Below are 26,648 nucleotides of genomic sequence, written 5' to 3'. Positions count from 1 at the left end.
TATTCAACTACAAAAAAGGTGATAATACTACTATGAAACTAGAAATATCTTTATTTAAATTTGACAAAAATTCTGATTATTTACCATACTATACAAAACATTTTATAAAAACTAAAGAAGAAAAAACTTTACTTGATATTTTAAGAAATATCAATAAAGAACAAAAACTTGGTTTTATTGACTGTGAAAATTTTGATTTAGTAGTAAATGGTGTATATGTAAAAGCAGGAATTGAATTAAAAAGATTAAAAGAAGAGTTTGGAACTGACATAAAAATTGAACCAATCTCAATAAGAAGAGCTTGTGATGATTTACTTATTAATGATGATGATTTCAAAGAAAGATTACAACTGCTAAATGATTTTGTTTCAGAAAATGATAAAACTATCTATGAACAATTAAAACCTTACTTTTATGCTTCAAACACACTAAATCTTGATAAATCATATATTGGTGATTCTCTACTTATTTTAACATCAATGATTATGGAAAGATTAAATGATGAAGATAAAAATACTATACTTAAAATAATAAATGAATATGAAGTTTCAGCTAGTTACTATAATAGCTCAAAAAATGTAATCTTAGACTTTGATACATCTTATGAAGAAAGAATCATAAAATTACAAAAAGCATTAGAGCTATATGAAGAAATAGAAAAACAAAACTTTAGATTAAATAAAACATTAGTTTTAGACTTTGGTGAATTTGAAAATGAATATGAAGTAAAACATGACTTTAATAATTTTACAATAGCTTATTATTCTTCTAATTCTCAAGAAAAATACACTAAATTAATTAATAGTTTAAAGTCAAAGAAAATAAAACTAGAATCTCAAAAACTTGACTTATCAAAAAATACATTTAATAAAAATAGTAAAATTACACTATTTTGTGCATATACTATATTATTAGAAGCTTTTGATGCAGGTGCTGATTTACTAATAGTTGATTGTGATGAAGACTTTTATATTTTTGATTATAATAGAAAAGAACTAGAAAAAATGTGTGGAAGAGAAGTAGCTATTCCTGTTCTTCATATAAATGAACTTCAAAAACTAGCAAATGGTAAACATGATGAAGTTAAGCAAACACTTGAAAAACATCAAGTTAATCCAGAAATAATTTAATTAAAAGGCAAAACTTATGGTATTAGATGTAAAATTTATAATTCTTGCTTCATTATTGACTGCGTCAATTATTCCTCTTTATATCTATAGAGAAAAAGTTTTTGCCTTTGCATATAAAAGTGGTAGTATTGAACCATTTTTAGATCTTGTTAAAAATTATATGAAACAAGAACATCCAAAAATTCCTATTGATTATTCTATTGTTGAAAGAACAAAAGAAGAAAAAGATATAAGAATAAGAGAAACTTTAATAGTTGAAGATATAGTATCCCAATATTTTAATTATGAATATGAAAAACAAACACAAGGTAGTGTTAGTAAAGATAAACTGTGGACAGGATATGATGAAAAATCTACCCATAATCATAAAACTCCTTCTGATTGGCCTCAAAGAAAAGAGTTAGCATGGGCAAGAGATAATCATAAATGTAATAGATGTGCTAAAACAACTCAACTAAAAGACTCTGTAAGTATTTTTGTAAAAGATATTGAAGAGGGTGCTGGATATAATATCGAAAACATAATTACTTTATGTAGTGATTGTAATAGAATTTTAACTTCAAAAAACTCTAAAAATACAATGTCAAATCTTTTAATTATGGATAAATTAATGGGTTTTGTTGAATCATAAGAACTTCAACAAATACTTAGGAACAAAACCCTCTTTATTTTTTATTTGTATTTTACACCAATCAAAGTTATCACACTCTAATAGTTTAACTTCTGTACCTTTTTTTATACTATAAATTATATCAGACTCAACAACAGCTTTTTCTCTTACTTGTAGAATATTTGTATTAACAACTGCTGAAGAAAAAGTATTTTCTTTTTTGTTTCTTTGTACTATTTTTTTGTTTTTTAGCTTGTTTACTTCTTCTTTTAAAATTTCTAGTTGAAGTTTTAATGCTTGTATTTCTTTATTTGAACTTGTAGCATTAGAATCTAGCAATACCCTTTTATCTTTATAAACTTCATCCATTATGATTTTAACTTTATCTTTTAAATCTTTAATATCATTTTGATTATTAGTAGCTTTGCTTTTCGTGGAATCTACATCTTTTAATAAAGATTCAAATCCTACTTTAAATAAGAACAATTCTAATTCTGAGGTTTTAACAACTCTATTATCTGATAAACTCTCTTCTTGTGAAAAAAGTAAAGAACTAAAAAATATACATATAAATAAAAACTTCAAAACATCTCCTATTTAATTAAATAAGTACTATACAATACTCTTTTTTTATCTTTTTGTTTTATAGCAAAAACATATTGTGCTTTATCTTTTTTTATATCAAAATACTCAATATCTTCAAGTAATATATCAATATAAGAATTATCATAAAACTCATAAGAAGTATCAGCAAATTTAAATTCATCTTTACTTTCAATTCTTACTAACTTATTATTTGATGATATTAAATAAGTTATATGTGAATAATATGGATTATGAAAAGTATTATTTGAAGTAAACTTCACTCTTGCATTTTTATCTTTATTATAAGAAATAATTATAGTACTTGTAGATTCAATAATATCTTCAAAAAATATATCATAAAGTTTATTGCTTTGTATTATATTTTTCGTTTGCTTTTCAAATATTATATTTGAATGTTTAGTTTGATCTAAAGTTTTATATACAAAAATAATTAACACCATAAAAAGTGTAATAGATATAATAACTTCAAGTAAAGTAAATGCTCTTTTAGCTCTATACAAGTTTTTTTTATCCTTCATTATAACTCTATTTTAAAACTATAAATATTCTTTTTAATATTTTTATCAATACTATATAAAGTTTCATAGGTAACTATCGTAAAATCATAATCATCATTTTTTACAACTTTTGAGTCTAATTGTTCATCTTTTATTTTAACTTTTATTGTTTTTAACTCTTTTCTTAAATTGTCATCTTCAAAATCAAACTTTCTACTTAAAAAGACATTTTCATTTCTACTATTTACCTCATCAAGATTAAAAGCTAATGATATATAATCTTTATACTGTATGCTTTCTTTTGACTTTTGAATAATATATATATTGTCACTTTTTATTTGAAGTAATGCAACCATAATAACACTAAGCATCATAATAGCAATAATAACTTCCATTAATGAAAAGGACTTTTTCATATTACTTAATACCTATTCTTATAGCTTCATCTACAGAGGTATCCCCTGCTTCTAGCATAAGTTTTAGTTGTTTATCTAATGAAATCATACCATTTGCAACAGCTTTTTTCATAAGCGTAGTATCATCAACATCACCTTTTAAATACTCTTTTATATCTTCATCAATTACAAAAAGTTCACCAATGGCAATCCTTCCACTATAACCTGTAAAATTACAAGATTTACAACCATTTGCTTTATAGATTTTAGTATTATTATCTAAACTAAATACTTTATGAGAACCTTCTGAGATATCTTCTTCTTTACATTCATCACAAAGCTTTCTAACTAATCTTTGAGCAAGCACAGCAAGTAGAGAAGAAGAGATTAGAAATTTTTCAACACCCATATCAATAAGTCTTGTTATTGCAGCAGGTGCTCTATTTGTATGCAAGGTTGAGAAAAGTAAGTGACCGGTAAGAGCTGATTGAACAGCAATTGAAGCAGTTTCACTATCTCTAATCTCACCCACCATTATAATATCAGGATCCTGCCTTAAAATAGATCTAAGACCTGATGCAAAAGTAAGTCCTACTTTTGTATTTACTTGTATTTGTGAAAACTCATTTGATTTATACTCAACTGGGTCTTCAACTGTAATAATATTTTTTTCATCACTTACAACTTGATGTAAAAGTGAATGTAAAGTTGTTGATTTACCACTACCCGTTGGTCCTGTGACTAATACCATTCCATAAGAGTTTTGAAGAACATCTTCAAGTTTTGAAGTGATATATGAAGGAAAACCTAATTGCTCAACACTTAAAATATCTTCACTTTGCATAAGTATTCTCATAACAACTCTTTCACCATAAAAAGTTGGTAAAATAGAAACCCTAATATCTAAAGTTTTACCTGCTATTTTAATTTGTGTTCGACCATCTTGAGGAATTCTTTTTTCACTAATATCAAGATTTGAAATAACTTTTATTCTTGAAATAACTAAAGACATGATATTCTTATCAAGTTCTATATGCTTAACTAAAACACCATCAACTCTATATCTAACCTCAGCTTTAAACTCATGCATTTCAATATGAATATCTGAGGATTTTTTCTTTATAGCTTGATAAAAAAGTGAATTTACAAACTTGATAATAGGAGCTGATTCTTCAGAAGTTAAGATATCACTACCAACTTTTAAAAAGTCACTCATAGAAAAGTCTTCGTCTTCTAAAGTTGCACCTTCTTGCTCTTGCTGAATTGCACTCATTTCACTATCTGTTTTTATTTCTAAAAACTTATTATAAAGCTTTTCATAAGATATTTCATCTAAAAAAACTATCTCATATTCATAATCAAGTTTTGATAGATAATCTAAAGATAAACTTATATGTTCTTTTGAAATGGCAATTACTATTTTTTCATCTATTTGTGTAAAAAGAACATAGTTCTTTAAAGCCGTAGAATAATTATCTACCTCAAAAGGGATAAGACTTAAATTGTGTATTTCATTTATATTCATACTAATTTCCTAAAATCTCAGCTACTCTTTTTTCATGGGCTGTTCTATTATCTATCTCTTCTTTTTCTGTAGAAGTGCTACTTTCAAATTCTGTTTTTTCCTCTAAATACTCTTTTCTTTTTTCTTCAAGTTCTCTTTCTTTTTTTCTTCTATGTAAATCTTCTTTTTCCTTTTCTAATTTTCTTTCTTTTAATCTAAACTCTAGTTCTTTTGTATACCTTACTTCTAATTGAGATAATCTTGATAATTGATTTCTTATATATGTTAAATCTTTTGATTTAGGAATAATATAAGGTGTTATAATTACTACTAAATTAATTTTATCGTTAACTCTTCTTTTATTTTTAAATAAATTTCCCAAAATAGGTATATCACTTAAAAAAGGAATATCATTATCAGTTATATCTGATTTGTTTTTAATTAGACCACCAATAATTACGGCTTCACCATTTGTAACTATGGCAGATGTCTTAACTTCTTTTTTTGTTGTATCTGGATTAGTTTGATTTTCATTTTTTATCTCTTTTGCATCTTCTAAAATAGTTTCAATTTCTAATGTAACTTTATTTTCATTTGAAATTCGTGGTTTGACCTTTAGTGTTAATCCAACATCCTCTCTTTTAAAATTAGTTGTTGTTGTCTCTCCTGTTGTTGTTCCTGTTTGAAAACTTCTTGTTTCTCCAACATAAATAGAGCTTTCTTTATTGTTAATACATAAAATTGAAGGTTCAGACACAATGTCTATAGCTTGATTTTCTTTTAGTAAATTCAATGTAGCCCCTAAAGCTAATCCTCTTGTTAACTCTTGGCTAAATTTTAAACCATCTGTTAATTGAGTTAAAGGAAGTATATTACCACCTAAACTAGAGGCTATAGAAAATATACCCCCACTATTTGAAACTCCAGCACCAAAACCATATTTTAAACCAATGTTCTTTGTTTTATTTTCACTTACTTCTATTATTTTTGCTAATACATATACTTGAGGCTTATCTTTATCCAACTCTTTTAAAAGCTCTTTTATATAAACTATTTCAGTCGATGGTCCCATTAAAACTATTGCATTTGATTCTTCATCTATTGAAGAAAGTGGTTTATCATTTTGATCTATATATTTTTTCTTTCCTATTACTCCATCAATGATTTTGATTACATTTTTTGCTTCAACATTTTTTAAAGGTATAACTTCAACCACTCTTTTTACTAATGAGTCGTTCTCATCTACGCTTTTTACATATTTTGCTAAGTAGTTTATATTTTGTTTATGACCTATTAAAATTAAAGAGTTATTATCTTTATTCGCAATAATATCTACTTTTTGTGTTTGAATTTTACTATCAAATTTTGACTTGGCAATTGCATCAAGATTTTTCTTTGCTTCAATTGCTTGAATCTTTTTAAGTTCAACTATTTTAGTATCTTTTTTTGCTCCATTTGTCATAATAGATACTACTTTTTTAACAGTTTTAATATTATCAAGGAAATCAGTTAATACAAGTGAATTTGATTCTTTATTTGTTACAAGTTTTGCATTTTTTGAGATAAGATGTCTAATTTTTGAAGCTACATAATCTACATTTGCATTATAAACTGTAAATACTTCTGTTACCATCTGATAATGAGTTTTTTGTTTAGAACCATTTAATACAGGGACATTCTTTTTTGCCCCTTCATTTAATTTTACGATTCTTAATATTTCATTATTCTGAACAAGAGTATAACCTTTTGATTCAAGTACATATATAAGTATTTTTACTAATTCGTCTTTTTGTAAAGGTTTATTTGAAATAAAATCAACATTACCTTTTATTTGAGTTGTAACTAAAATATTCTTATCAATAATTTTAGATGTAATTTTTACTAAATCCATAATCTTTAAATTTTTAAAGTTTATATTTATTTTTTCACTTGCATTTAAAGTAAAAGTGAAAATGACTCCTACTAGTAGTAACTTAATCAATCTCATAGTTTAACTCCATTATCTCATTATTTCTTAAAATTTCTATATTTAAATACTTTGTATTATTTATATTTTTATACACATCAAATGCATCTGCATAAGAGTCTAAAACTTTATTATTAATAGCTTTTATAATATCACCTTTTTTTAATCCTAGTTTTGAAAAAACTGAGTTTTTATTTACTCTTCCTACTTTAAAACCTTTTATTTTAGAACCATCTCTAATTTCATTTATTGCTATGTTTTGCCATACTTTATCTGGGTTTTTGACATAAGAGTTTAAATAATCTCTTTTTACAGTCACACTATCATCTTTTACAACAATATTTTCAGTTATATTATCTATTTTTCTTGATACTTCATAAGATATATTCTCTTTTTGTTTATTTAACTCTAATTTATATTCTTTTGCTTGTTTCTCAAAAATTACATAATTTTTAAAAAGTTTTGTTAATACATAACCATCAAGTTCTTCATATTGTGCAATGAAATAACTACTTTTATCTCTGTTATTTTCAATAATAGCCCAACCACTATTTGTATTTGTAGAATATATACCTTTTAGCCTGTAACTTGATAAACTTTTTATTTCCATTCTTTGTTTATTTTGAATAGGTATAGATACAGTTTTTGTATTATAAAAACCATCATATTTATTGTATTGTAAATAGGAACTATTTTCCGATATATACTCAATAGAGTTTTTAGGTAAAAATGAAGCTATTATTGACATAATCACATATACAAAAAGCGATATATAAATAAAAGGCATTAAACTTTGAAGTAATTTATTAAAACTTATATTCATACAAATACCTTCCGTCTTTTAATGTCATTTGTCTAAGCATATTAGAGTAAGAGTTTTTCATAATTCTTGAAGCGTCTATAGATATAAATACTTTTTTATTAATAAGATCAATACTACCTTGGGCTTTTCCAAATATACCATCAGCTTCTACTTGAATATTCTTGTAGTCTAAAACACTATATGTTAAATAGACATTTGAAATAGGACTTGGGAACATCGACTTAAAACTATCTAATAATCTTACATTTTTTATTGCTATTTTATTATATAAAAGATATGTAGAAACAGTTGTTTTTTCTACATTTGCTATATTTATACCTTCATAATAAATATCAGCAAAGTTTACTGTTATACCTAAAAGATTCTCTTTTAATTTTTCATTTGAGATAATAACCTTTTCTTTTAAAAGTTGTTTTTCTAAAAAATTATACAATTCCGACTTGGGTAAAAAAAACAAAGATATAAAAATAAAAAAGAAAATATATACTAAAATTTTAAATATTTTTTTCATTATTTATATCCTATTTCTAAAGCTATATAAGTCTTTTGTAGCTCTAATTTATCTATAATCAGCTGTTTATTTAAAACTCTATTTAAAAAATCATTTAAAACTTTAGAATCCATACTTTCTATTTTAAGTTTTATATTTTTTTGTGTTTCAACTTTTAGAATTTTATGTTTTCTAAATTTTGGACTATTTGTAATTTGATTAATTGTTCTAATAGTTCTATTTTTATTAGCCCAAGAGTTATTAAGTTCTTTAAACTCTTTTGCTTTTTGTTTTACACTATTATATTCATTACTTTTTTCAATAAAATTTTCTTTAGTTTGAGATAAAATTTCAAAAGAAATATATACAAAAGTAAACATCAATAAAATAAGATATAAAGGATTTATTTTATTCATACTTTAAGCCTCACTTTTATAACATTTCCTATTTTTCTAATAGATTGAATTTCAAACTTTTTAGATAAATAACTTTTAATATCATTCATACTACTATTTATATACTCCAACTCAAAATTTCTTTTTTTCATATTTAAACTTTTTAAAGTAGTTTTTTTATTTTTTAAAATATATGAAATACTTTCTCTTAAATGAATTTGTGTTTCTTTTTTACTTTTAAAAGAATCTATAATAGAATTTGTTTGAATCATTGAAGAAGGAAGTTTACTTGCCTTTTTAGTTTCATCTATTTTATTTTCAAAATTAGCCAATTCATTTTTATAATCAATAACTTTAAATATATTTACAAAACAAACAATTAACATAACAGCTAATAATGAATAAATTTGCTTTGAAGATAAAGAACTATTATATAATTTAATATCAACCTTATTTGAAGATAAATTAATTTCATCAAGTTTCTCTTCTAAATTAATTTTATCAGATAAAAGAGCATTTGGTACTTTTACTAAGACATCATCATTTGTATATAAAAAACTTTTGTCACAAGCTGTAAACTGTCTATAGTTTTTACATTCAGTTTGTGCAAAATATATTGAATTTACTTGAGAACTTGTAATACCTGCACTTTTTATTGCTTCAAAAATCTTTTTATTTATGTATGCAAAACATAAATATTTTCCATCCTCAAGTTTTAAAACTTGATAAGATAGTTCTGTTGTTGTTTCTAATACATCCTCAAATAATGTAGGAAGAACATGTCTTGCTTGAGTACTATTTTTAACAGGAATATCAAAAACCCTAACCCAATAAAACTCAGGGGAAAGAATAATGTCAACCTTCTGCTTTACATTTATTTTACTTCCTAAACATAAAAAAACTCTTTTATGCTTATTTGAAACTAAGCTCAAAATACTTTACCTCTCCATCTTTATCTAAAATATAATATGCCTTTGCCATATTTTTTAAATACTTAACTTTTAAATTTAATTCATATAATTTACTATTACTATCAGTAGATATAAAACCTAATTCATCTTTAATCTCTAGTATTTTATTACTATATGTCTGTTTAATAACAGTAGTTATTATATCATCTAACTGCTTGCTATTTTTAATATTTTGGTTACCTTTTAATAAATATACAAAATTTTCAAAACCATCAACTGAATTATCCCAAAAAAACTTTTGTAACTTCTCATACTTTTTATTATCTATTTTTTTTGTTTTATCATCATATACATTTATGTCATATTTATCATAAAGAGATAAAGACAATAAAATATCAACCTCTTTTATAGAAAAAGGAACATCCTCTAAAGAAGGAATATCATCAGAGTATTTTTTTATTACCTTTGAAGCTTCAATTTGAGCATTATTTATTATCATCATTAATTGAGCTTTGTTTAGTTTATGATTTTGTTCTTTCATATATGTATTCGTATCATCTAAATTTTTTAGAATTAATGCTGAAATAGCTGTAATAAATAGTAATGAAACTAAAAGAACAATAGATTTTTTCAATTTTTAACCTAAATTCATAGAAAAAATTGGAAGAAGCATAGAAATTACAATAAATCCAATAGTTACACCAACAAAAAGCATAAAAATAGGCTCAAGTAAAGACAAAAAAAGATTTATCTTATCTTTATTAGCTTCATTATATAAACTTGCAAGATTATTCAATATTTCTGATAATCTACTTGTATCCTCACCAATAGCAATAGAGTGAATAAAAGCTTCATCAATCTTATATGTTTTATTTGAGTGAAGTAAACTTGATAGTTTTTTTCCTTCAACAACACTTGATGAAGCATCCACAAAAACCTTTTTTATTACACTATTTTTTAAAATATTTGCACTTAAATTTATAGCTTGAACTATGGGAACACCAGATTTTATCAAGATAGAATTCATATAAGAAAATCTTGACAACTCAGCTTGCTCTATCATAGTAGAAAAAAATGGTAATTTTAAAACTAATTTATCAAAGGCATATTTAAATTTAGTTGATTTTTTCATTAGAAATACAAATATAAAAATAGTAAAAATAATCCCTGCAAGAACATAAGCATAATTATTTGAGAAAAAATCTCCTAAAGCTATTACTATTTTTGTACTTTGAGGAAGTTCTTGATCTATTTGCGTAAAAATATCAGTGATTTTAGGCACAATAAAACTAAGCATAAAACCAACCATAAAAAGTGAAATAAACAAAATAAATAAAGGATAAGCTAAAGCTTGGCTCGCTTGTTTTTTTACTCTATCTTGTTCTTTTAAAAAAGTTGCTAATTCTAAAAGAACTGACTCTAAAAGTCCACCATTTTCACTTATTTTAATTGATTGTTTATAAAATTCTGGAAGTTTTATAATACTTTGAGAATCAAGGGCAACATAAAAATTTTTCCCTTCATCAAGATATGTTCCAATTGATTCAAAAAAAGAATTTAAAGTTTTATTATTTTTATATCTTTGTTTTAATAGCTCTACAGCTGAAATCAAAGAAATACCTGAATTTAAATAAATACTTAGATCCCTACTAATATTTGATAAGCTTGATAAGTCTAAATTTTTCTTTCTTTTTAAAGAAACTTTAGAAAAATTAAAACTCTCTTCTTCTATAGCCGTATATAAAATACTTTTTGCTTTTAATTTTGCTTTTGCTTCATTTAAATTTGTAGCTTCAAGTTTAGATTTTACTTTTTTTCCATTTGAATCAAAACCCTGATATTTAAAAAGCATCTTTTACCTCAACAATATTTTTATTAAAAATTTCAAAAGCATTACTTAATTCTTCAAAAACTAATGGTTTTTCATATATAGAATTAAAAATATAAACTTTATTTTTTAATGTATCTAAAATAAACTCATTTGTCTTATAATCACTGTTTATAATAAATCTAAAAACAACATCATAATCAACATCATTTATTTTTATAGAATCGAATTCTTTTATTGTTTCAATAGCTTCATATTCATAAACTTCAGGTTTATTAGTGAAAAAATTGCTTACAAGCTTTTTATCACTGATAACTCCATCTACTTTTAAATAACAATCAAAAGTAGAGTCAATACAAATAAATTCTAAACTTTGTGAAAAATCATATTTGTCAAAAAGTGTTTGTTTTAAATTTTCTAAACTAATTTTTTTATTATTATTTTGAGTATTAAAACTATTAGTTGAAAAAACTAAAAAATATGTAGCTGAAACTATAACTATTACTATAATAAGCTCAATTAGAGTAAAAGCTTTCTTTACTCTAATATCCGTCATTTACTATTTACACTTTGAGTAGTAAAGATCATCAGCAGTACTTTCTTTTTTGTCTGCACCTTTTGATACTAAATCAAAACCATTCTCATTTGAAATATAAATAAACTCATTTGCCCACGCATCTTTAGGAAGTTTTCCATCCTCAAAATATTTTTTCTCAACCAATAAAGCTAAACCTTCTTGTGTTTGGGGATAAGAAGAGTTATCAAGTTTATACATTTTTAAAGTTTGCGCAATACTTTTCATTTGAATACATACAATCTTATCTTTTGCTTCATCACTTTTACCAGTAAGGTTTGGTAATACAAAAGCTGCTAGTAAGCCTAAAATAATAATTACTACCATAAGCTCCATTAAAGAAAATGCTTTTTTCACTACTTTCCTTTTTAATTTTTGAGATATTATAGTAAAAAAAGCTTAAAATTAGTTCGATTTTTCGGTTATATTAGCTTCAATTTATTTATAATTTAAATTAATAATCATTATTATTAATAAAAATTATTTTACTTTTATTGACAAAGGTAATTTTGGTAAAAAATCATCCCATTCATCTTTTGAAAGTTCAATATAAAGAATTACAAAAGAAGAAAACTCTTTTGATTTTATATTTATTCCATCTGTTTTTAATAAATACTCCAATTTAGATAAATCTTGATACTCACAAGCTAATTTTTTTACAATTAAATTTTTATACTCAAAAAACTCTGCTTTATCTAAAACTTCATTTACACTTGAGCCATAAGCTCTTACAAGTCCACCCGTTCCAAGTTTTATTCCACCAAAATATCTTACTATTATAACTGCACTATTTATAATGCCTGCACCTGATAAGACAGCAAGGGATGGTTTTCCTGATGTTCCTTTTGGTTCTCCATCATCGCTACTATTTTCAACAACTTGACCATACTCATTTAAATATCTATAAGCATAAACAAAGTGTCTTCCTTTTGGATGTTCTTGTTTTAATCTTTGCATAAGTACTTCAAATTCTTCGTAAGGCACTAAATGTGCTATAAATTTTGACTTTTTTTCTTCATAAGTATTTTCATACTCTTGTTTTACAAACTTCAAATAAATCCCATCATATTAAAATAGATTATAGTATATATAAACTATTCTTGATAAAAATTTAACTATAATTTCGCATGAGATTAGACCAATACCTAAAAGATAACTTTCAACTACAAAGTAGAAATAAAGCAAGTGAACTAATAAAAGCTAATAAAATAAAAGTAGATAACAATATAGTTTCAAAACCATCATTTGATGTAAATGAAAAAAATAAAATTGAAATACTTGAAGATGAGTTTTATGTAAGTAGAGCGGCATATAAACTAAAACACTTTTTAGAAGAACTTCCAAGTTTAAAATTAGAAGATAAAACAGCATTAGACATAGGGAGTAGTACAGGTGGATTTACTCAAATACTTCTTAATCAAAATGTAAAAAGTGTTACTTGTGTAGATGTAGGCTCAAACCAGTTACATGAAAAAATAAAAAGTGATGAAAAAATTTCATTTTATGAAAAAACTGATATAAGAGACTATAAAAATAAAAATGGTTTTGAAATAGTTACTTGTGATGTATCTTTTATTTCTATTTTAAATATAATAGAAGATATAAACAGATTAAGTAACAAAGATATAATCATTTTATTTAAGCCACAATTTGAAGTTGGAACAAATGTAAAAAGAGATAAAAAAGGTGTGGTAAAAGATAAAAAAGCAATAGAATTAGCAAGACAAAAATTCTTAGATACAATATCTGCTTTAAACTGGAAGTTAATCTATAACTCAAAGAGTAAACTACAAGGAAAAGATGGAAATGAAGAAGAACTTTTCTACTTTAGTAAATAAAAATACAATCACTTCTATAGCAATAGGAGGCTTTGATGGAATGCACGCTGCACATCAAAAACTTTTTGAGAAGTTAGATGAAAATGGTGCAATACTATCAATAGAATCAGGATATGCAAATTTAACTCCCAAAAGTTATAGACAAGAGTATTCAAAATATCCTATTTATTATTATGTACTTGAAAATATCAAACACTTAGAAGGAAAAGAGTTTATAAAACTTTTAAAAGAAGAGTATCCTAACTTAAAAAAAATAGTTGTAGGTTTTGATTTTTGCTTTGGAAAAGGTAGAAAAAATTGTGTTACAGAACTAAAAGAATTATTTAATGGAGAAGTTGAAGTTTTAGATGAAGTAAAAATAGATACAATTGCTGTCCACTCAAGAGTTATAAGAGAATATTTAAAAGAAGGTAATATAAAAATAGCAAATAAACTTCTAGGTAAAGAATATAAAATATATGGAAAACATATAAAAGGACAAGGCTTAGGAGCAAAAAGTTTTGTACCAACTATAAACCTTTTTGTAGAAGAATTTTTACTTCCTAATGAAGGAGTTTATGCTACAAAAACAATACTAAATGATAAAGAATACAACTCAATAACTTTTTTAGGACATAGAGTAACAACAGATGGAAGTTATGCTGTTGAAACACATATCTTAGATAAAAACATAAAAAATGAAGAGTTTGTAGTCCAAATAAAATTCTTTGAAAAATTAAGAGACAATAAAAAGTTTGATAGTTTTGATAATTTGAAGAAACAAATTCTTTTGGATATAAAAGAAGCTAAAAATTATTTTATAAAGGAATAGTAAGTTTTAGTCTTCTTACTCTTTTATTATCTATAATAACAAATGCTTTTTCTAATATAATATCTGTAGAAGTATAAGTAGCTTTTTTTGCTTCAATTTTATAATTATTTATTTTTCCTTTAATATTTTTCATAATAAAATCACCTTCTAAAAAATAGGCTTTTTTAAAGTGAAGCTTTATGTTTTCTTTTATAAAAGTTCCTTTTTCATAAAATGAAGCTTGAGAAATGATTTGTTCTTTATTAAAAAATTTAAATTTTTTAAGCTTTTTTAAATCAACATGTTTAATATCTGCTTTTATTATATATAAAATATTTTCTTGATTTATTTTAAACTCTTCAATTTTATTAAATACAATTTCAGTAGAAAAAAGAGATGATAAAAGAAAAAAAAAAGAAAAGAAGACTTTTATCAAAATAAAAATACCTTAAAAAATAGATTTGTCCTAAAAAGTATAAAATAAGTAGACTTAAAAGTCTACTTATTTTAGTTTTATTATTTAAAGTCCCTTATCTACCTTATAAGTAGAAAGCTCAGTTCCTGAAATAAAATCTTTTGAATATTTATAATCTTTAAATAATGTTGTTTTTTCTTCTACTTTATAAACTCCATTATCATTTAATACTCTTAAATAAATAATTTCATTTACAATATCAGAAGAATTTTTTAATGAAAGTTTTAGATAATTATTTGAAATATCTTTTTCCCACGTTCCAACTATATCTTCTGGTAAAGTACTCCTTTCATAATAATTACCCATAGCATCTTTTACTTCATTGGCTTTTACAACATTCCCTGAATTATTAATCATTACTGGTATTTTATTTCCCATTAGCGTATACATATTATTTAAAAATGATGATTCTAATTGATCTAAATTTTCTATAGTATACCCACTATCAGTAGGGTTCCAATCCCAAACCTCCCAAAAATAAGTAATATCTTCTGTAAGCTGAAAATTTATAGTCGTCTTAAATACATTTGTATAACCGGATAACAACTCTGTTTTAAAAGTAGTAAACGTTCCTTTTTCTCCAGTGTCTGAATCTACATATAATACTTGATTTTTATTAGATGTTGGTGTAATATCTATAGACCATGTACTTCCATTCTTCACATAAATTCCTGAGTCATTTCTATAATATTCAATTCCATCAATTGCATTCTTTGAGTTATTAAAAGTCATTTCATCATACCAACCATCACCAAGTACAAGAAAAGAGTTAGCAGTTAATTCTTCAAAAGTTAAAGTTTGAATTACTGGTTCTATATCTTTAAAATCAGAAATTATAGCATCAAAAGGAGCTTCATCAGGGCCATGAACTTTAACAATTACACCATTTGAAGGAGTATCATCAAATATATAGAAATCTACACTATTATCATTAAACATAATTTTTAACTTTCCATCTTCTATATCCCACGTAAAATTTTCACTAGATTCTTGGGTCTTATCTGAATTATATCCTACTTCAGTTCCTGTTCCATCACTTAAAACTTCGAATTTTACATAAGCTGAATTATCTACAGAAGTTACATTAAAAGACTTACCACTAATATCATCTCTACTTAACTTAAAATCATCTTTATAAAGATAGTCAAGTAATGCTTGTCCTGTTAATATTTGATTATTCTTTTTTAATTTGATATTTAAAATGATATCATCAATTTTTGAACTACTTGCAGTTGGTGATGTTTGTACTTCTATTTTAGGAGTCTCATTCCAAGTATATAGAGTAGCATCATATAGCTCATAAGAATACTCACAAGTCGTATATCCATATTTTTCAGCTGCTGTAGAGCCTTCAATTAACTTACCATTTCTACAACTATATTGCCAGTTAGAACCTAAATCACTTAATTGAAGAGGTGTAGCAAATAGTTTATTTAAATCAATAGTAACCGAAGCTTCGTCATCACTTGCATCAAAATCTGTGTAAGTATATTGTCCTTTTCCATCAAATGCTGTTTTAATAGCTTGAAGATCTGTTTTATAATCACTTTTAAATTCACCCTCATATCCAATAGGAACTCTTAAAGCAATATTTACAGCTTGTTTTAAATATTCTTTAGCAGTTAATACTCTGTCAGCAAATATAAGTTTAAAGAAATTTCCTCTATTTAATATACTTGGCCTATTAATATCAAAATTTATATATTCATTTTTACTCTCAGAAGCTTCTTGTGTAGCAAAATCTGAATCGATTCCCCATTGATAAGCTGACAGATTTTCTAATTTAAATGCAATACCTAAAATAGTAGCTCTTAAAGCATTTGCATCATCATAAGTTATAGTTTCATTTTGATAAGTATAAGAGTCATTAGCTGATTGATAGTATTTACCAAGATTATCACTTAACTCTTTTAATTTTGTAGCAATTTCATGCATCTTATTTGTAGTAACTGTTGTAAATTTTGTTGTTGAAGCATTTTCGATTAAACTATCAATATTTACAAAATCCATGACACTATTTCTAACTAAGGCATTTAAATTTGTACCATTATAATCTTTACCATCATTACTATTTTTAATACTTATTAGGTCATTTATAGTATCACTATTTGCAATTTCTGCAATAGAAATTAAAGTTGTAATAACAGTAGCTTTGTCACTTGTAAGAGTTGACAAAATATCTTTAGCCTCTTGAAGTTTTGTATCAATATCTTCTAATTCAGGATCAATACTGTCTATCTTCTCTAAAGCCTGTGTAAACTTATCTTTTTCAATATTAATAGTAAAGTTTTGGACAACTTTTTCTCCTGATTTATCTGTAGCTGTTACTTTCATTTGATAAACCCCTACATTATTTGAGGATGTAGTTGTTAAAATACCAGTGTTAGAATCAAATGCTAACCACTTAGGAAGTAATTCTCCACTATCAAAAGTAACCTCATAAGTTAATACTTCATTTCCATGTTTAAGATCAATATCATCAAAATATGGCTTTACATCTAATGAATAAGAAGAAGTATCTGTTGATATTGTTTGCTCTGCAATTGAACCAACTTTTATAGGCTTATTATTTACATTTGATACTGTTATTTTAAATGGTTCTAAAGAGTCTGATAAACCAGTATTATCTGTAACTTTAATAGTAATTTCATCAGTTATTCCAACATCATCATTTGAAGGAGTACCTGAAACTGTACCTGTTGAAGAGTTTATACTTAACCATGAAGGATTTCCAGTCATTGTAAATATTAAAGGTTTTTCACTATTATCATTTATATCACTTGATATTGGATTAAATAAATAGCTATTGCCCTCTTCAATTGTAAGAGAAGGTGTACCTGAAATTGTTGGAGGAGTATCAACATTTGAAAATTCTACAATTTCAAATGAAACTTCTGAACTTGTTCCTACTTTACCAGTACTATCTTCAGCACTTATTGTAAATTTATAAGTTCCTTTATTTGCAGTTGTTAAAGTATCTTTACTTACAAAGATTTTACCCTTTTCATCTATAGATAAGAAACTTGGAGCATTATTTAAACTAAATGTATGTGTATCATCTGATGTATCATTTACATTTGCTTGAATTTCAATATCATTATATATTGAGTATTGAGATTTTATATTTCCTAATATTACTGTAGGAGTTAAGCCTTTAACCTCTAAATCAAAGGAAGGAAGACTTACTTCACCAGAACTATTTTTAGCAGTTAATACAATATTTTTATAAACTTTTTCTAAAGATACACTATTAGGAGTACCACTAATTTGACCTGTTCTTTTATTTAAAGATAACCATGAAGGTTTATTTTCTGAAATTTCCCATTCATCAACATTATTAGCTTTAGGAGTAAAACTATAAAAAGAACCATTATAAACTTGTGTATTAAACTCATTTATCACATCTTCTAAATTAGGTATAGTTTTTTTAGTTACTGAAATAAATTTTGTTTCATATTTTCCATCTATATCATTGCCTATTGTTAAAATCGTTTCAGTTTTTTCTTCATTATTTTTAGCAGAAATATGTTTTACTCTTACTTTTTGATTATCCGCTATCATTCCAGTTGTTTGCCAATTTACACCTTCATCTAGTGAAAATTCACCATCTATAATAGAAATATTAGTTTGGGTATTTATACCTCTTATATAAACATCTTCTGAAATAACTTCTGCATTTATATCTACATTTTCAACTAAAGCAAACCCAAATGGATTAGGAATAGTATCTATAGGTGCTTTAGTATATGAAATAAATTTAGTTTCATAATCACCTACTTTCACTATTGACTCAGTTTTTTCAAGATAATTTTTAGAAGAAGTATGTCTAACTTTTAATGTATCTCCTTTTGATACAATACCATCTTCACTATTCCATGTTTGTCCACCATCAATACTATATTGAGTTCCCTCACTTACAGAAATATTTACCTCAGTATTAATTCCATCTAAAGTGATTTCATTTGATTCAATAAGTTTATTTATATCGACAGGAACAATAGGCCTTGTATCATGAGCATCCATTGAAATAACTTTTAGATTAAATTCATTAGGTAAAGTATCATCTCCATTTGCAATTGTAAATGAACTAAACTCTACAATTTTAGTACCTAAAGTCAAAAAAGATGTTGTTTTTGTGTTAAATTCACTTGAACTTAAATGTCTAATATCAACCTGTGTATTAGGAGTTATTTTTATAGGTTTTTTAAGATTTTTTAAATCTTCTTGGCTATACCATGTAGTACCACCATCAACTGTAAACTCACCATTTATAACTTTTACTTCAATTTCTCCTGTAAATCCTGTAACTGTTACAGGATTAAAATCAACATATTCTATATTTTCTTTATCAAATAAGTTTTGATCGTATTTTGTTGCTATTGTAATAAAATTAGGTGTCCTATCTTGTGCTTGAGTATATGACTTAAACTCAGCTATAACTTGATTTTGTTCTGAACCAAAAGTAACTATTGATTTTACTCTTGCATTATAATCATTAGAAGTAGTATGTTTTACTCTTACATAATTACCATTTTCTACTTGGGTAGCATTATTCCAATTATCTAGTCCATTTGATGATACTTCTAAAATACCATTTGTTACAGAGACATTAGTAATAGCATTTATACCTTCAATTTGTATTGGATCACTTATAACCTCAGTATTTAAAGATTGCTTCGTTTTTGATACAAAATCAAAAGCTTTAACTCTTGTATCATTTACTGTAAACTCAGGTTCAGTAGTAATATCAAAATCAAAATCTACTCCACCTATTGTAACAACTGTTGTAGTTTTTGTATCAAAATTAGATGATGGTACTGCTCTTAAAACTAAAGTATCTCCATTTGAAACTTTTCCTTCTTTTACTGATGAATTTATCCAGTTTTTCCCACCATCTAAGCTATATTCACCATTTATAATAGAAATATCTGCAGCTTTTGTACCTATAATTCCAGATACTAAAACACTGTTAGATTCTTCATAATCTTCAGAAGAATTACTAGGACTAACTTCCAACTTATCATTAAATACTAATGTATTATTTAAAGACATAGTTCCATTTAAAAAATCTTCACTATTAGGAATAGTATCGAGATTAATAATAGACTTTATATTCTGAGCAATTTCAGATAATTTAACTTCCGATTCTTTTTGCTTTAATTCCTCAAAAGAAGCTTCTGCCTCATCATCAACTTCCCCATCTTTTAAATCTGTAGCAATTTTTTGTAAAGTTGAGATTGGATCTATTGTGGAAGATAAAGCAGCAGATAACTTAAGTAATTGAGTATTTGCAGCTTTTTGTTCATCTGTTGCATTATCTCTATTTTCATTTGTTAAGTCTAATTCTTCAAGTTCTGTATTTTCAAGATTTATTTTAAATACCTTAGAAACAACTTTTTTAGCTGTAGATTTTGCCTCTTCTATTGTAATATCATTTGATGGATCACTATCAGCATTTGCTTTCATCTGTTCTTTTATGCTTTCAGAGGCAATATGTGTAAGAATATTAATATTAACTTTAGGAATAGTTCCTTCTTTTATATCTGTAATAGCTGATAAAAACCCTCCTGAAACATATTCACCCGTAGATTCATCTAAATATTCACCTTCAATAGTAAACTCTGTAGGCCCACTCCATGATAAACTTGAGAATTTAAATTTACCTAAAGAATCAGTCTGGGTAGTTATACTAGGTACATTTGTATCTAAGGTACCATCAATTTTTAATTTTTGGGCAGTTACAACTTGACCTTCTTTAAATGGACCTTTTTGAGCACCACCTCCTGCACCAGTTGAATTAGAAGAAGTAACAGAAGAGCCTCCTCCACCACCACAACCAATTAACATACCTGATACAATAGTTGAAAGTAATATACTTTTAACATTAGAACTTGACATTTAGTCTCCTTGACATATAATAACAATTATTATTTAAATAATATTATATTATTATTACATAATACATCTTATATTTTTTAATAAACTTTAATATTTTTTAATCTTAAATTTATAGATATCATATAAATTCAAAATATTCTTATTTTTATCTAGATTAATAATAATTTAGATAAAATATCTTCATGGTAGATAAAGTATTTGAAAAATCAATAACAAAACAATTTGAATTTGATGAAGATGTTGCATCAGTGTTTGATGATATGCTAAATAGGTCTGTTCCTTTTTATAAAGAAATGCAAAGGTTATCTATAAACTTTGCATCTAATTTTTTAGAAGAAAATGACAAAGTATATGATTTAGGATGTTCAACTGCTTCAACACTAATAGAATTATCAAAACATTGTAAAAAAAATCTAAAACTTATAGGTATTGATAACTCTGAAGCTATGTTAAATCGAGCTTCTAAGAAAGCAAAAGCTTTTGGCGTAGATATTGATTTGATAAACGCAGACTTACATGATATCTCTTATACTGATGCAAAACTTATACTTTCAAACTATACACTTCAATTTATTAGACCTCTTCAAAGAGAAAAATTAGTAAAAAAAATTTATGATTCTTTAGAAAACAAAGGTATTTTTATATTTAGTGAGAAAGTTATATCATCAAACCCAACTTTAAATAAACAATCTATTGATGAATATTATGAGTTTAAGAAAACTCAAGGGTACTCAGAATTTGAAATAGCTCAAAAAAGAGAAGCATTAGAAAATGTCTTGATACCATATACAGAAGATGAAAATAAACAAATGATAAAAGATGCAGGTTTCTCACATTGTGAGACGATATTTAAATGGGTAAACTTTGCCACATTTATAGCTATTAAAGAATAAAGGATAATTATATGTTAGAAATAGGAACAAAAGCACCTGATTTTTGTGCTCCAAACCAAGATGATATTGAGATTTGCTCAAGAGATTTAAAAGGTAAATGGATTGTTTTATACTTCTATCCAAAAGATATGACTCCTGGTTGTACAACTCAAGCTTGTGACTTTACAGAAGCTCATCCACAATTTGATGACTTAGATGCAGTAATATTAGGTGTAAGTCCTGATGATGCCCAAAAACATAGAAAATTTATAGAAAAAAAAGAATTAACTATTACTCTATTAGCAGATGTAGATAAAAAAATGTGTGAAGATTATGGTGTATGGCAACTTAAAAAATTTATGGGTAAAGAATTTATGGGAGTTGTAAGAAGTACATTTATTATTAATCCAGAAGGTAAAATCGCAGCAGTTTGGGAAAAAGTAAACGTAAGAAAGAAAAAAACTGTAAAAGGTGAAAAATTTGAGATTGTTCATGTAGAAGAAGTTAGAAAAAAACTTCAAGAACTACAAGAAGCATAAATAGGAAAAAATATGAATAAACTTTTAAATAAAATTACACTAATTAGTTCATCATTACTTTTAAGTACAGTTGTAGCTAATGCGCAAACAACAATTTGTTATAAAGATAAATGGAACACACCGTCAACAATTGAAGTAACAAAATTAGATGGTGGAGAATGTGCAAGCAAATACTCAATAAAAGATATGGAAGAAAAAGGCTGGAGAGTATTAGATATTAAAGTGCAATCTAATCAAAACTCATTAAGTTATAAATATTTACTTACAAATGATAAATTACTTAAAAAAGAAGTTAAAAAAGTTGATACAAACAATACTACAAAAAAACTTTCTTTCCAGGCCTTTGGTGTAAAAATTGAGAATATTAAAGATAATAAAACAGTAATTGATATTGGCAATTTAATAATAGGACAAAGTGGTGTTGTAATTCATTTACATGATAATGATAAAAGATTAATTGTAGCAAATGCTAAAGTAATTAGTTCTGATGATACAAGTTCAACTATTGAGTTTTCTTCATTTGATGATATAGAACAAGAAGCATTACCGACATCTAAAAGAGGTGCACAAAAAGGTGATATTTTAGCACTAAACTACTTATACACATCATCAATGCTAATAGCACCAAATCAAGAAGCATTTCAAAGAGTAAGAGAAAACTTTAAATATAATAACTTTTTACACTCAGATATTTTTGCAACACAATTAAAAATAAATGAAGAGCCGTTTCCTTCAAAAAAGACTATACAAGAATTTGCAATAAAACAAAACTTAAGAACAATATTTATAGTACTTGAAGATAAAGTATATGTAATAGATGCAAAAACATTTAAAACATTAACAAATTATGATATTAGTTATGCTTCATCAAAATCTGAACTGCCATTTTATACAAGAATAGAAAAAATTGAAGAAGCTCCATTAGACTTTGATTTTAATTTTGATTTATCAATTTTTAATTTTTTATTAGATGAAGAAGATAAATTTGAAGAAAAAAAATCGTATGATAATAATAGCTATGAAAACTATTATAAAAATATTCTAGGAATTAAATAATGATAAAACAAGAACATTTAGATTATTTAACATCCATTGTTGGAGAAGAAAATGTAAAAGCTGATAAAGCTCATTTAATTGCATATTGTTATGATGCAACAAAAGAAAGATTTGAACCTGATGCAGTTGTTTTTCCAAGAGATGAACAAGATATTTCAAAAATTTTAAAATTTTGTAATGAAGAAAAAATAGTAATTGTACCAAGAGGTGCAGGTTCTGGCTTTACTGGTGGAGCTTTACCTTCTAATGGTGGTATTATTTTATCACTAGAAAGACACATGAATAAACTTCTTGAAATTGATATGGAAAACATGGTTGGAGTTGTTCAACCAGGACTTATTAATATGGAATTTCAAAAAGCTGTTGAGGCAGTTGGATTATTTTACCCACCAGACCCAGCAAGTGAAAATTACTCTACATTAGGTGGAAATGTTAGTGAGAATGCAGGTGGTATGAGAGCTGCTAAATATGGAATTACAAAAGATTATGTTGTAGCACTTAGAGCTGTTTTACCAAATGGTGAAATTATTACAGCAGGTAAAAAAACTATTAAAGATGTTGCTGGATATAACACAGCAGGTATTTTAATAGCTAGTGAAGGAACACTTGCAGTAATTACAGAAATAACATTAAAACTAATTCCAAAACCAAAATTCAAACAAACATATATGGGGGTATTCCCTGATGTAAATAAAGCAATGAATGCTGTTTTCAAATCTCTAGCAAGTGGTGCAAATCCTGTTGCAATGGAGTTTTTAGATGCATTAGTAATTAAAGCATTAAGAGAAAAATTTCCACAAGTAGAATTGCCTGAGAATGCAGGTGGAATTTTAGTAGGAGATGTTGATGGCTCATCACAAGCAGAAGTTGATTCACAAATTCAAACATTAAAAGAAGCTTTTGCACAATATGGTTCAGTTGATTTTATAGAAGCAAAAGATGAAGCACATGGTAATTCACTTTGGTTTGCAAGAAGAAATGCAAGTCCTGCAACTATGATTTATGGAACAAAAAAATTAAATGAAGATATATCTGTACCAAGATCAAAACTTCCAGAAGCACTTGATGCGATTTATGCTATTGGAGAAAAATATGGATTTAATGTACCATGTTTTGGTCATGCAGGAGATGGAAATATTCACGTAAATGTGATGGTTAAAGATAAAACAAATCCAAAAGAAATGGAAGATGGGCATAAAGCAATTGAAGATATATTTCAAATGGTTTGTGATATGGGTGGAACTCTATCTGGTGAGCATGGTATTGGATTATCAAAAGCTCCGTTTATGAATATAGCATTTAATGAAGCTGAAATTGAATTATTTAGAAGTATTAAAAAAGCTTTTGATCCAAATAATATTTTAAATCCATTTAAAATGGGACTTTAATGAAAAATGAATAAAGAAGATAAAAAAGATAGCTTAACTAAAAAAGTAATATCAGCAATTGATTCATTTTTTAATGATGATACAACATATTATGCAGCTAGTTTAAGCTTCTTTACTATTTTCTCTATTCTTCCAATTATTGCATTACTTATTGCGATAATTTCAAGCTTCCAAGAATTTCAATCGTATATAGATATTTTTATAGACTATATTTTTAACATTATTAATCCAACTCATTCAGTAGATATTGTAAATACACTTAAAGATTATATTTCAAATTCAAATAAATTAGGATGGCTTGGAATATTCTATATGTTATTTGTATTTATTATGTTTTTTAAAGATTATGAATATATAGTAAATAAAATTCATAAATCAAAAAGAAAATCTATTCATTTTTCTTTTATATTCTATTCTTTATATTTAGTAATGCTTCCTATAATATTTGCCGCCTTAAATATAATAACAGCATTTTACGATAATAATATATTAAATATAATATTTTCATATTTATTCTCATGGTTAATTTTTTACTCTTTATTTAAATATAGTGTAAATAGACATATAAATGATAAAGCAGCATTAATATCATCATTAATAACACTAATTATTTTATCAATAACTAAAAATCTATTTATTTATTATGTTATATATAATAAAACATACACTACAATATATGGTTCATTAGCGACACTTTTATTTACTTTCTTTTGGATATATATATCTTGGATAATATATCTATATGGAATAAAAATGTGTCATAAGCTAAATATACAATATCAAGCAAAAAAGAGTACTATATGAAAAAAAAGATTTTATTAACTATTTTTATAGCAAATAGCTTATCTTATGGAAATGAAGTAGATAATAAAACCTTTTTAGATGATTTTATAGAAAATACTAAGAATATTAGAGAAACAATTCATAGCTCAATTATTAATACATCTATTAATATTGATAACTTCTTTTTTGAAGATACAGTTGATAATTTGGATTATCATAATGCTTATGGACTTATTGAATTATCTGCATCTCAAAATCAACATGAAGATATAGTTTTAGATCAAAGAGTAAAAGTAAAACTTAAACTACCTAGACTAAAAGAAGCAATACATATAGAAATTGAAACAGATGAACAAAGAGACACAATAGACAATGTAGAAAATAAAACATCAGAAAGTAAAAAAGATGATGTTAATTTAGCATTAGGATACTACAAAGCTTTAAAAAATAATCTTAATTTAAAAACAAAAGTAGGTATAAAAATAAAAAGTAAATTAGATCCATTTATAAAAATAGAAGCAAAAAAAATTTTTGATAATGTTAACACTAATTATATTTATACATTAAATCAAACTTTTAAATATTCTAATTTAAAGGATTTAGAATCTACTAGTTATTTTAAAATAGATAGAGCAATAAATGAAAGCTTTTCAGTACACAATTTTAATCAACACTATTGGCAATCACAAAAAGAAAATAATAGTGAAATATATCACTCTATATATTTAGATCAAAAACTAACAAATAAAAACTATTTAAGGTACACAGCAAATACAAATATCAATAACATAGACTCTGATATGAAAATAAAAAGATATGCCTTAAAACTAAAATATAGACATTATATAAAGAAATGGTTGTATATAGATACAATACCAGAGAACTATTATAGTAGAGAGGAAGATTTTAAACCAAGATATGCAATAAGATTTAATCTTGGGATGTATTTTAATAAAGACTCTTATAACTAATAAAAAAGGTCTCACCTTAATAAATAAACCAATAAAATATGTTTAAAAAGATAAAAAAGAAGAGAGTTTTTATTAACTATGGTTTAAAAGAATCCCAAGCTATATTAAATATAAGAGAAAAAAAATAATGTGCGGTAAAAAAGTAATAGAATACATAAAATAAAAGAAAAATATAAATAAAAGGGCTAAAAAAAAAGCTTCTACCTAAAGGAACTGTAAAGAAGTTCAAATAGATAAAAGCTTTTAGATAAAACTCAAGAGCTGGCAGCGGCCTACGTTTCCACAAGTGAAACCTGCAGTATTATCAGC

At 25.4% G+C, this 26,648-nt stretch carries 26 protein-coding genes; 10 read left to right on the top strand and 16 right to left on the bottom strand.

Annotated features, from left to right (window positions below; genetic code table 11):
- The first annotated feature begins 32 nt into the window (after window positions 1-32).
- Both ACH5BH_RS14070 and ACH5BH_RS14065 read left to right on the top strand, forming a co-directional pair.
- Complete coding sequence (locus tag ACH5BH_RS14070; protein WP_423298789.1) at window positions 33-1,130, top strand: hypothetical protein; 1,098 nt, start codon at window positions 33-35, stop codon at window positions 1,128-1,130.
- A gap of 16 nt (window positions 1,131-1,146) precedes the next feature.
- The gene (locus ACH5BH_RS14065; protein ID WP_404308468.1) at window positions 1,147-1,761 is read left to right on the top strand and encodes an HNH endonuclease; all 615 of its coding nucleotides are present in this window, start codon (window positions 1,147-1,149) and stop codon (window positions 1,759-1,761) included.
- On the opposite strand, the gene ACH5BH_RS14060 is transcribed toward ACH5BH_RS14065, so the two are convergent.
- From ACH5BH_RS14060 to ACH5BH_RS13995, 14 genes are all read right to left on the bottom strand, one after another.
- Window positions 1,756-2,325: an SH3 domain-containing protein gene (locus ACH5BH_RS14060; RefSeq protein ID WP_423298788.1), complete on the bottom strand. Its 570-nt coding sequence runs from the start codon at window positions 2,323-2,325 to the stop codon at window positions 1,756-1,758. The two genes, ACH5BH_RS14065 and ACH5BH_RS14060, sit on opposite strands and share 6 nt — an antisense overlap.
- Before the next feature lie 8 nt (window positions 2,326-2,333).
- A complete protein-coding gene (locus tag ACH5BH_RS14055) occupies window positions 2,334-2,846 on the bottom strand; it encodes a prepilin-type N-terminal cleavage/methylation domain-containing protein (protein ID WP_423298787.1) in 513 nt (170 codons plus the stop codon).
- A 17-nt stretch (window positions 2,847-2,863) separates the two neighbouring features.
- The gene (locus tag ACH5BH_RS14050; RefSeq protein WP_404308462.1) at window positions 2,864-3,259 is read right to left on the bottom strand and encodes a type IV pilus modification PilV family protein; all 396 of its coding nucleotides are present in this window, start codon (window positions 3,257-3,259) and stop codon (window positions 2,864-2,866) included.
- 1 nt (window position 3,260) lies between these two features.
- On the bottom strand, window positions 3,261-4,763 hold the full coding sequence (locus tag ACH5BH_RS14045; RefSeq protein WP_423298786.1) for a GspE/PulE family protein: 1,503 nt from the start codon (window positions 4,761-4,763) through the stop codon (window positions 3,261-3,263).
- Between the two features lies 1 nt (window position 4,764).
- Complete coding sequence (locus ACH5BH_RS14040; RefSeq protein ID WP_423298785.1) at window positions 4,765-6,729, bottom strand: secretin GspD/PilQ domain-containing protein; 1,965 nt, start codon at window positions 6,727-6,729, stop codon at window positions 4,765-4,767.
- The gene (locus tag ACH5BH_RS14035) at window positions 6,716-7,531 is read right to left on the bottom strand and encodes a hypothetical protein (RefSeq protein ID WP_423298784.1); all 816 of its coding nucleotides are present in this window, start codon (window positions 7,529-7,531) and stop codon (window positions 6,716-6,718) included. The genes ACH5BH_RS14040 and ACH5BH_RS14035 overlap by 14 nt, the downstream gene beginning before the upstream one ends.
- A complete protein-coding gene (locus ACH5BH_RS14030; protein ID WP_404308454.1) occupies window positions 7,515-7,964 on the bottom strand; it encodes a hypothetical protein in 450 nt (149 codons plus the stop codon). The genes ACH5BH_RS14035 and ACH5BH_RS14030 overlap by 17 nt, the downstream gene beginning before the upstream one ends.
- Before the next feature lie 77 nt (window positions 7,965-8,041).
- Window positions 8,042-8,437 (bottom strand): hypothetical protein, encoded by a 396-nt coding sequence (locus ACH5BH_RS14025; protein ID WP_404308452.1) that lies wholly within the window; start codon window positions 8,435-8,437, stop codon window positions 8,042-8,044.
- The gene (locus tag ACH5BH_RS14020) at window positions 8,434-9,348 is read right to left on the bottom strand and encodes a hypothetical protein (RefSeq protein WP_423298783.1); all 915 of its coding nucleotides are present in this window, start codon (window positions 9,346-9,348) and stop codon (window positions 8,434-8,436) included. The genes ACH5BH_RS14025 and ACH5BH_RS14020 overlap by 4 nt, the downstream gene beginning before the upstream one ends.
- On the bottom strand, window positions 9,329-9,961 hold the full coding sequence (locus ACH5BH_RS14015; RefSeq protein ID WP_423298782.1) for a hypothetical protein: 633 nt from the start codon (window positions 9,959-9,961) through the stop codon (window positions 9,329-9,331). The genes ACH5BH_RS14020 and ACH5BH_RS14015 overlap by 20 nt, the downstream gene beginning before the upstream one ends.
- Window positions 9,962-9,964: 3 nt before the next feature.
- The gene (locus ACH5BH_RS14010) at window positions 9,965-11,179 is read right to left on the bottom strand and encodes a type II secretion system F family protein (RefSeq protein ID WP_423298781.1); all 1,215 of its coding nucleotides are present in this window, start codon (window positions 11,177-11,179) and stop codon (window positions 9,965-9,967) included.
- On the bottom strand, window positions 11,169-11,711 hold the full coding sequence (locus tag ACH5BH_RS14005; RefSeq protein ID WP_404308444.1) for a prepilin-type N-terminal cleavage/methylation domain-containing protein: 543 nt from the start codon (window positions 11,709-11,711) through the stop codon (window positions 11,169-11,171). The genes ACH5BH_RS14010 and ACH5BH_RS14005 overlap by 11 nt, the downstream gene beginning before the upstream one ends.
- Before the next feature lie 3 nt (window positions 11,712-11,714).
- On the bottom strand, window positions 11,715-12,086 hold the full coding sequence (gene gspG / locus ACH5BH_RS14000; protein WP_404308442.1) for a type II secretion system major pseudopilin GspG: 372 nt from the start codon (window positions 12,084-12,086) through the stop codon (window positions 11,715-11,717).
- Between the two features lie 123 nt (window positions 12,087-12,209).
- Entirely contained in the window at window positions 12,210-12,782 is a 573-nt protein-coding gene (locus ACH5BH_RS13995) for a YigZ family protein (RefSeq protein ID WP_423298780.1), read from the bottom strand.
- A gap of 74 nt (window positions 12,783-12,856) precedes the next feature.
- Between ACH5BH_RS13995 and tlyA the strand changes: the two genes are divergently transcribed.
- Together tlyA and ACH5BH_RS13985 are read left to right on the top strand one after the other, a co-directional pair.
- Complete coding sequence (gene tlyA / locus ACH5BH_RS13990) at window positions 12,857-13,567, top strand: 23S rRNA (cytidine-2'-O)-methyltransferase TlyA (RefSeq protein WP_404308438.1); 711 nt, start codon at window positions 12,857-12,859, stop codon at window positions 13,565-13,567.
- Window positions 13,536-14,378: a bifunctional riboflavin kinase/FAD synthetase gene (locus ACH5BH_RS13985; RefSeq protein ID WP_423298779.1), complete on the top strand. Its 843-nt coding sequence runs from the start codon at window positions 13,536-13,538 to the stop codon at window positions 14,376-14,378. The genes tlyA and ACH5BH_RS13985 overlap by 32 nt, the downstream gene beginning before the upstream one ends.
- On the opposite strand, the gene ACH5BH_RS13980 is transcribed toward ACH5BH_RS13985, so the two are convergent.
- Window positions 14,365-14,793, bottom strand: a complete 429-nt coding sequence (locus ACH5BH_RS13980) for a hypothetical protein (RefSeq protein WP_423298778.1) — start codon at window positions 14,791-14,793, stop codon at window positions 14,365-14,367. The two genes, ACH5BH_RS13985 and ACH5BH_RS13980, sit on opposite strands and share 14 nt — an antisense overlap.
- Before the next feature lie 84 nt (window positions 14,794-14,877).
- The gene (locus ACH5BH_RS13975) at window positions 14,878-20,730 is read right to left on the bottom strand and encodes a putative Ig domain-containing protein (protein WP_423298777.1); all 5,853 of its coding nucleotides are present in this window, start codon (window positions 20,728-20,730) and stop codon (window positions 14,878-14,880) included.
- A gap of 182 nt (window positions 20,731-20,912) precedes the next feature.
- Between ACH5BH_RS13975 and cmoA the strand changes: the two genes are divergently transcribed.
- The 6 genes from cmoA to ACH5BH_RS13945 are packed head-to-tail and all read left to right on the top strand — an operon-like array spanning window position 20,913 to window position 26,339.
- Entirely contained in the window at window positions 20,913-21,623 is a 711-nt protein-coding gene (cmoA, locus tag ACH5BH_RS13970; protein ID WP_404308434.1) for a carboxy-S-adenosyl-L-methionine synthase CmoA, read from the top strand.
- Between the two features lie 11 nt (window positions 21,624-21,634).
- Complete coding sequence (bcp, locus tag ACH5BH_RS13965) at window positions 21,635-22,141, top strand: thioredoxin-dependent thiol peroxidase (RefSeq protein ID WP_404308431.1); 507 nt, start codon at window positions 21,635-21,637, stop codon at window positions 22,139-22,141.
- 12 nt (window positions 22,142-22,153) lie between these two features.
- A complete protein-coding gene (locus tag ACH5BH_RS13960) occupies window positions 22,154-23,197 on the top strand; it encodes a plasminogen-binding N-terminal domain-containing protein (protein ID WP_423298776.1) in 1,044 nt (347 codons plus the stop codon).
- Window positions 23,197-24,585, top strand: a complete 1,389-nt coding sequence (locus ACH5BH_RS13955; protein WP_423298775.1) for an FAD-binding oxidoreductase — start codon at window positions 23,197-23,199, stop codon at window positions 24,583-24,585. The genes ACH5BH_RS13960 and ACH5BH_RS13955 overlap by 1 nt, the downstream gene beginning before the upstream one ends.
- Window positions 24,586-24,591: 6 nt before the next feature.
- The gene (locus ACH5BH_RS13950; protein ID WP_404308424.1) at window positions 24,592-25,389 is read left to right on the top strand and encodes a YihY/virulence factor BrkB family protein; all 798 of its coding nucleotides are present in this window, start codon (window positions 24,592-24,594) and stop codon (window positions 25,387-25,389) included.
- Window positions 25,386-26,339: a hypothetical protein gene (locus ACH5BH_RS13945; RefSeq protein WP_423298774.1), complete on the top strand. Its 954-nt coding sequence runs from the start codon at window positions 25,386-25,388 to the stop codon at window positions 26,337-26,339. The genes ACH5BH_RS13950 and ACH5BH_RS13945 overlap by 4 nt, the downstream gene beginning before the upstream one ends.
- Window positions 26,340-26,648 lie beyond the last annotated feature (309 nt).

The organism is Arcobacter rhizosphaerae, from assembly GCF_049472155.1.
Taxonomy (GTDB): domain Bacteria; phylum Campylobacterota; class Campylobacteria; order Campylobacterales; family Arcobacteraceae; genus Arcobacter_B.
This window is presented reverse-complemented; position numbering and strand designations above follow the sequence as displayed.

Excerpts from the sequence above, each read along its gene's own strand:
- ACH5BH_RS14010 (WP_423298781.1), bottom strand. The coding sequence starts at position 11,179 with ATGCTTTTTAAATATCAGGGTTTTGATTCAAATGGAAAAAAAGTAAAA.
- ACH5BH_RS13960 (WP_423298776.1), top strand. The coding sequence starts at position 22,154 with ATGAATAAACTTTTAAATAAAATTACACTAATTAGTTCATCATTACTT.
- ACH5BH_RS13945 (WP_423298774.1), top strand. The coding sequence starts at position 25,386 with ATGAAAAAAAAGATTTTATTAACTATTTTTATAGCAAATAGCTTATCT.
- ACH5BH_RS14065 (WP_404308468.1), top strand. The coding sequence starts at position 1,147 with ATGGTATTAGATGTAAAATTTATAATTCTTGCTTCATTATTGACTGCG.
- ACH5BH_RS14005 (WP_404308444.1), bottom strand. The coding sequence starts at position 11,711 with ATGACGGATATTAGAGTAAAGAAAGCTTTTACTCTAATTGAGCTTATT.
- bcp (WP_404308431.1), top strand. The coding sequence starts at position 21,635 with ATGTTAGAAATAGGAACAAAAGCACCTGATTTTTGTGCTCCAAACCAA.
- ACH5BH_RS14045 (WP_423298786.1), bottom strand. The coding sequence starts at position 4,763 with ATGAATATAAATGAAATACACAATTTAAGTCTTATCCCTTTTGAGGTA.
- tlyA (WP_404308438.1), top strand. The coding sequence starts at position 12,857 with ATGAGATTAGACCAATACCTAAAAGATAACTTTCAACTACAAAGTAGA.
- ACH5BH_RS14050 (WP_404308462.1), bottom strand. The coding sequence starts at position 3,259 with ATGAAAAAGTCCTTTTCATTAATGGAAGTTATTATTGCTATTATGATG.
- ACH5BH_RS13955 (WP_423298775.1), top strand. The coding sequence starts at position 23,197 with ATGATAAAACAAGAACATTTAGATTATTTAACATCCATTGTTGGAGAA.
- ACH5BH_RS13975 (WP_423298777.1), bottom strand. The coding sequence starts at position 20,730 with ATGTCAAGTTCTAATGTTAAAAGTATATTACTTTCAACTATTGTATCA.
- ACH5BH_RS13950 (WP_404308424.1), top strand. The coding sequence starts at position 24,592 with ATGAATAAAGAAGATAAAAAAGATAGCTTAACTAAAAAAGTAATATCA.
- cmoA (WP_404308434.1), top strand. The coding sequence starts at position 20,913 with ATGGTAGATAAAGTATTTGAAAAATCAATAACAAAACAATTTGAATTT.
- ACH5BH_RS14040 (WP_423298785.1), bottom strand. The coding sequence starts at position 6,729 with ATGAGATTGATTAAGTTACTACTAGTAGGAGTCATTTTCACTTTTACT.
- ACH5BH_RS14070 (WP_423298789.1), top strand. The coding sequence starts at position 33 with ATGAAACTAGAAATATCTTTATTTAAATTTGACAAAAATTCTGATTAT.
- ACH5BH_RS14035 (WP_423298784.1), bottom strand. The coding sequence starts at position 7,531 with ATGAATATAAGTTTTAATAAATTACTTCAAAGTTTAATGCCTTTTATT.
- ACH5BH_RS14025 (WP_404308452.1), bottom strand. The coding sequence starts at position 8,437 with ATGAATAAAATAAATCCTTTATATCTTATTTTATTGATGTTTACTTTT.
- ACH5BH_RS13985 (WP_423298779.1), top strand. The coding sequence starts at position 13,536 with ATGAAGAAGAACTTTTCTACTTTAGTAAATAAAAATACAATCACTTCT.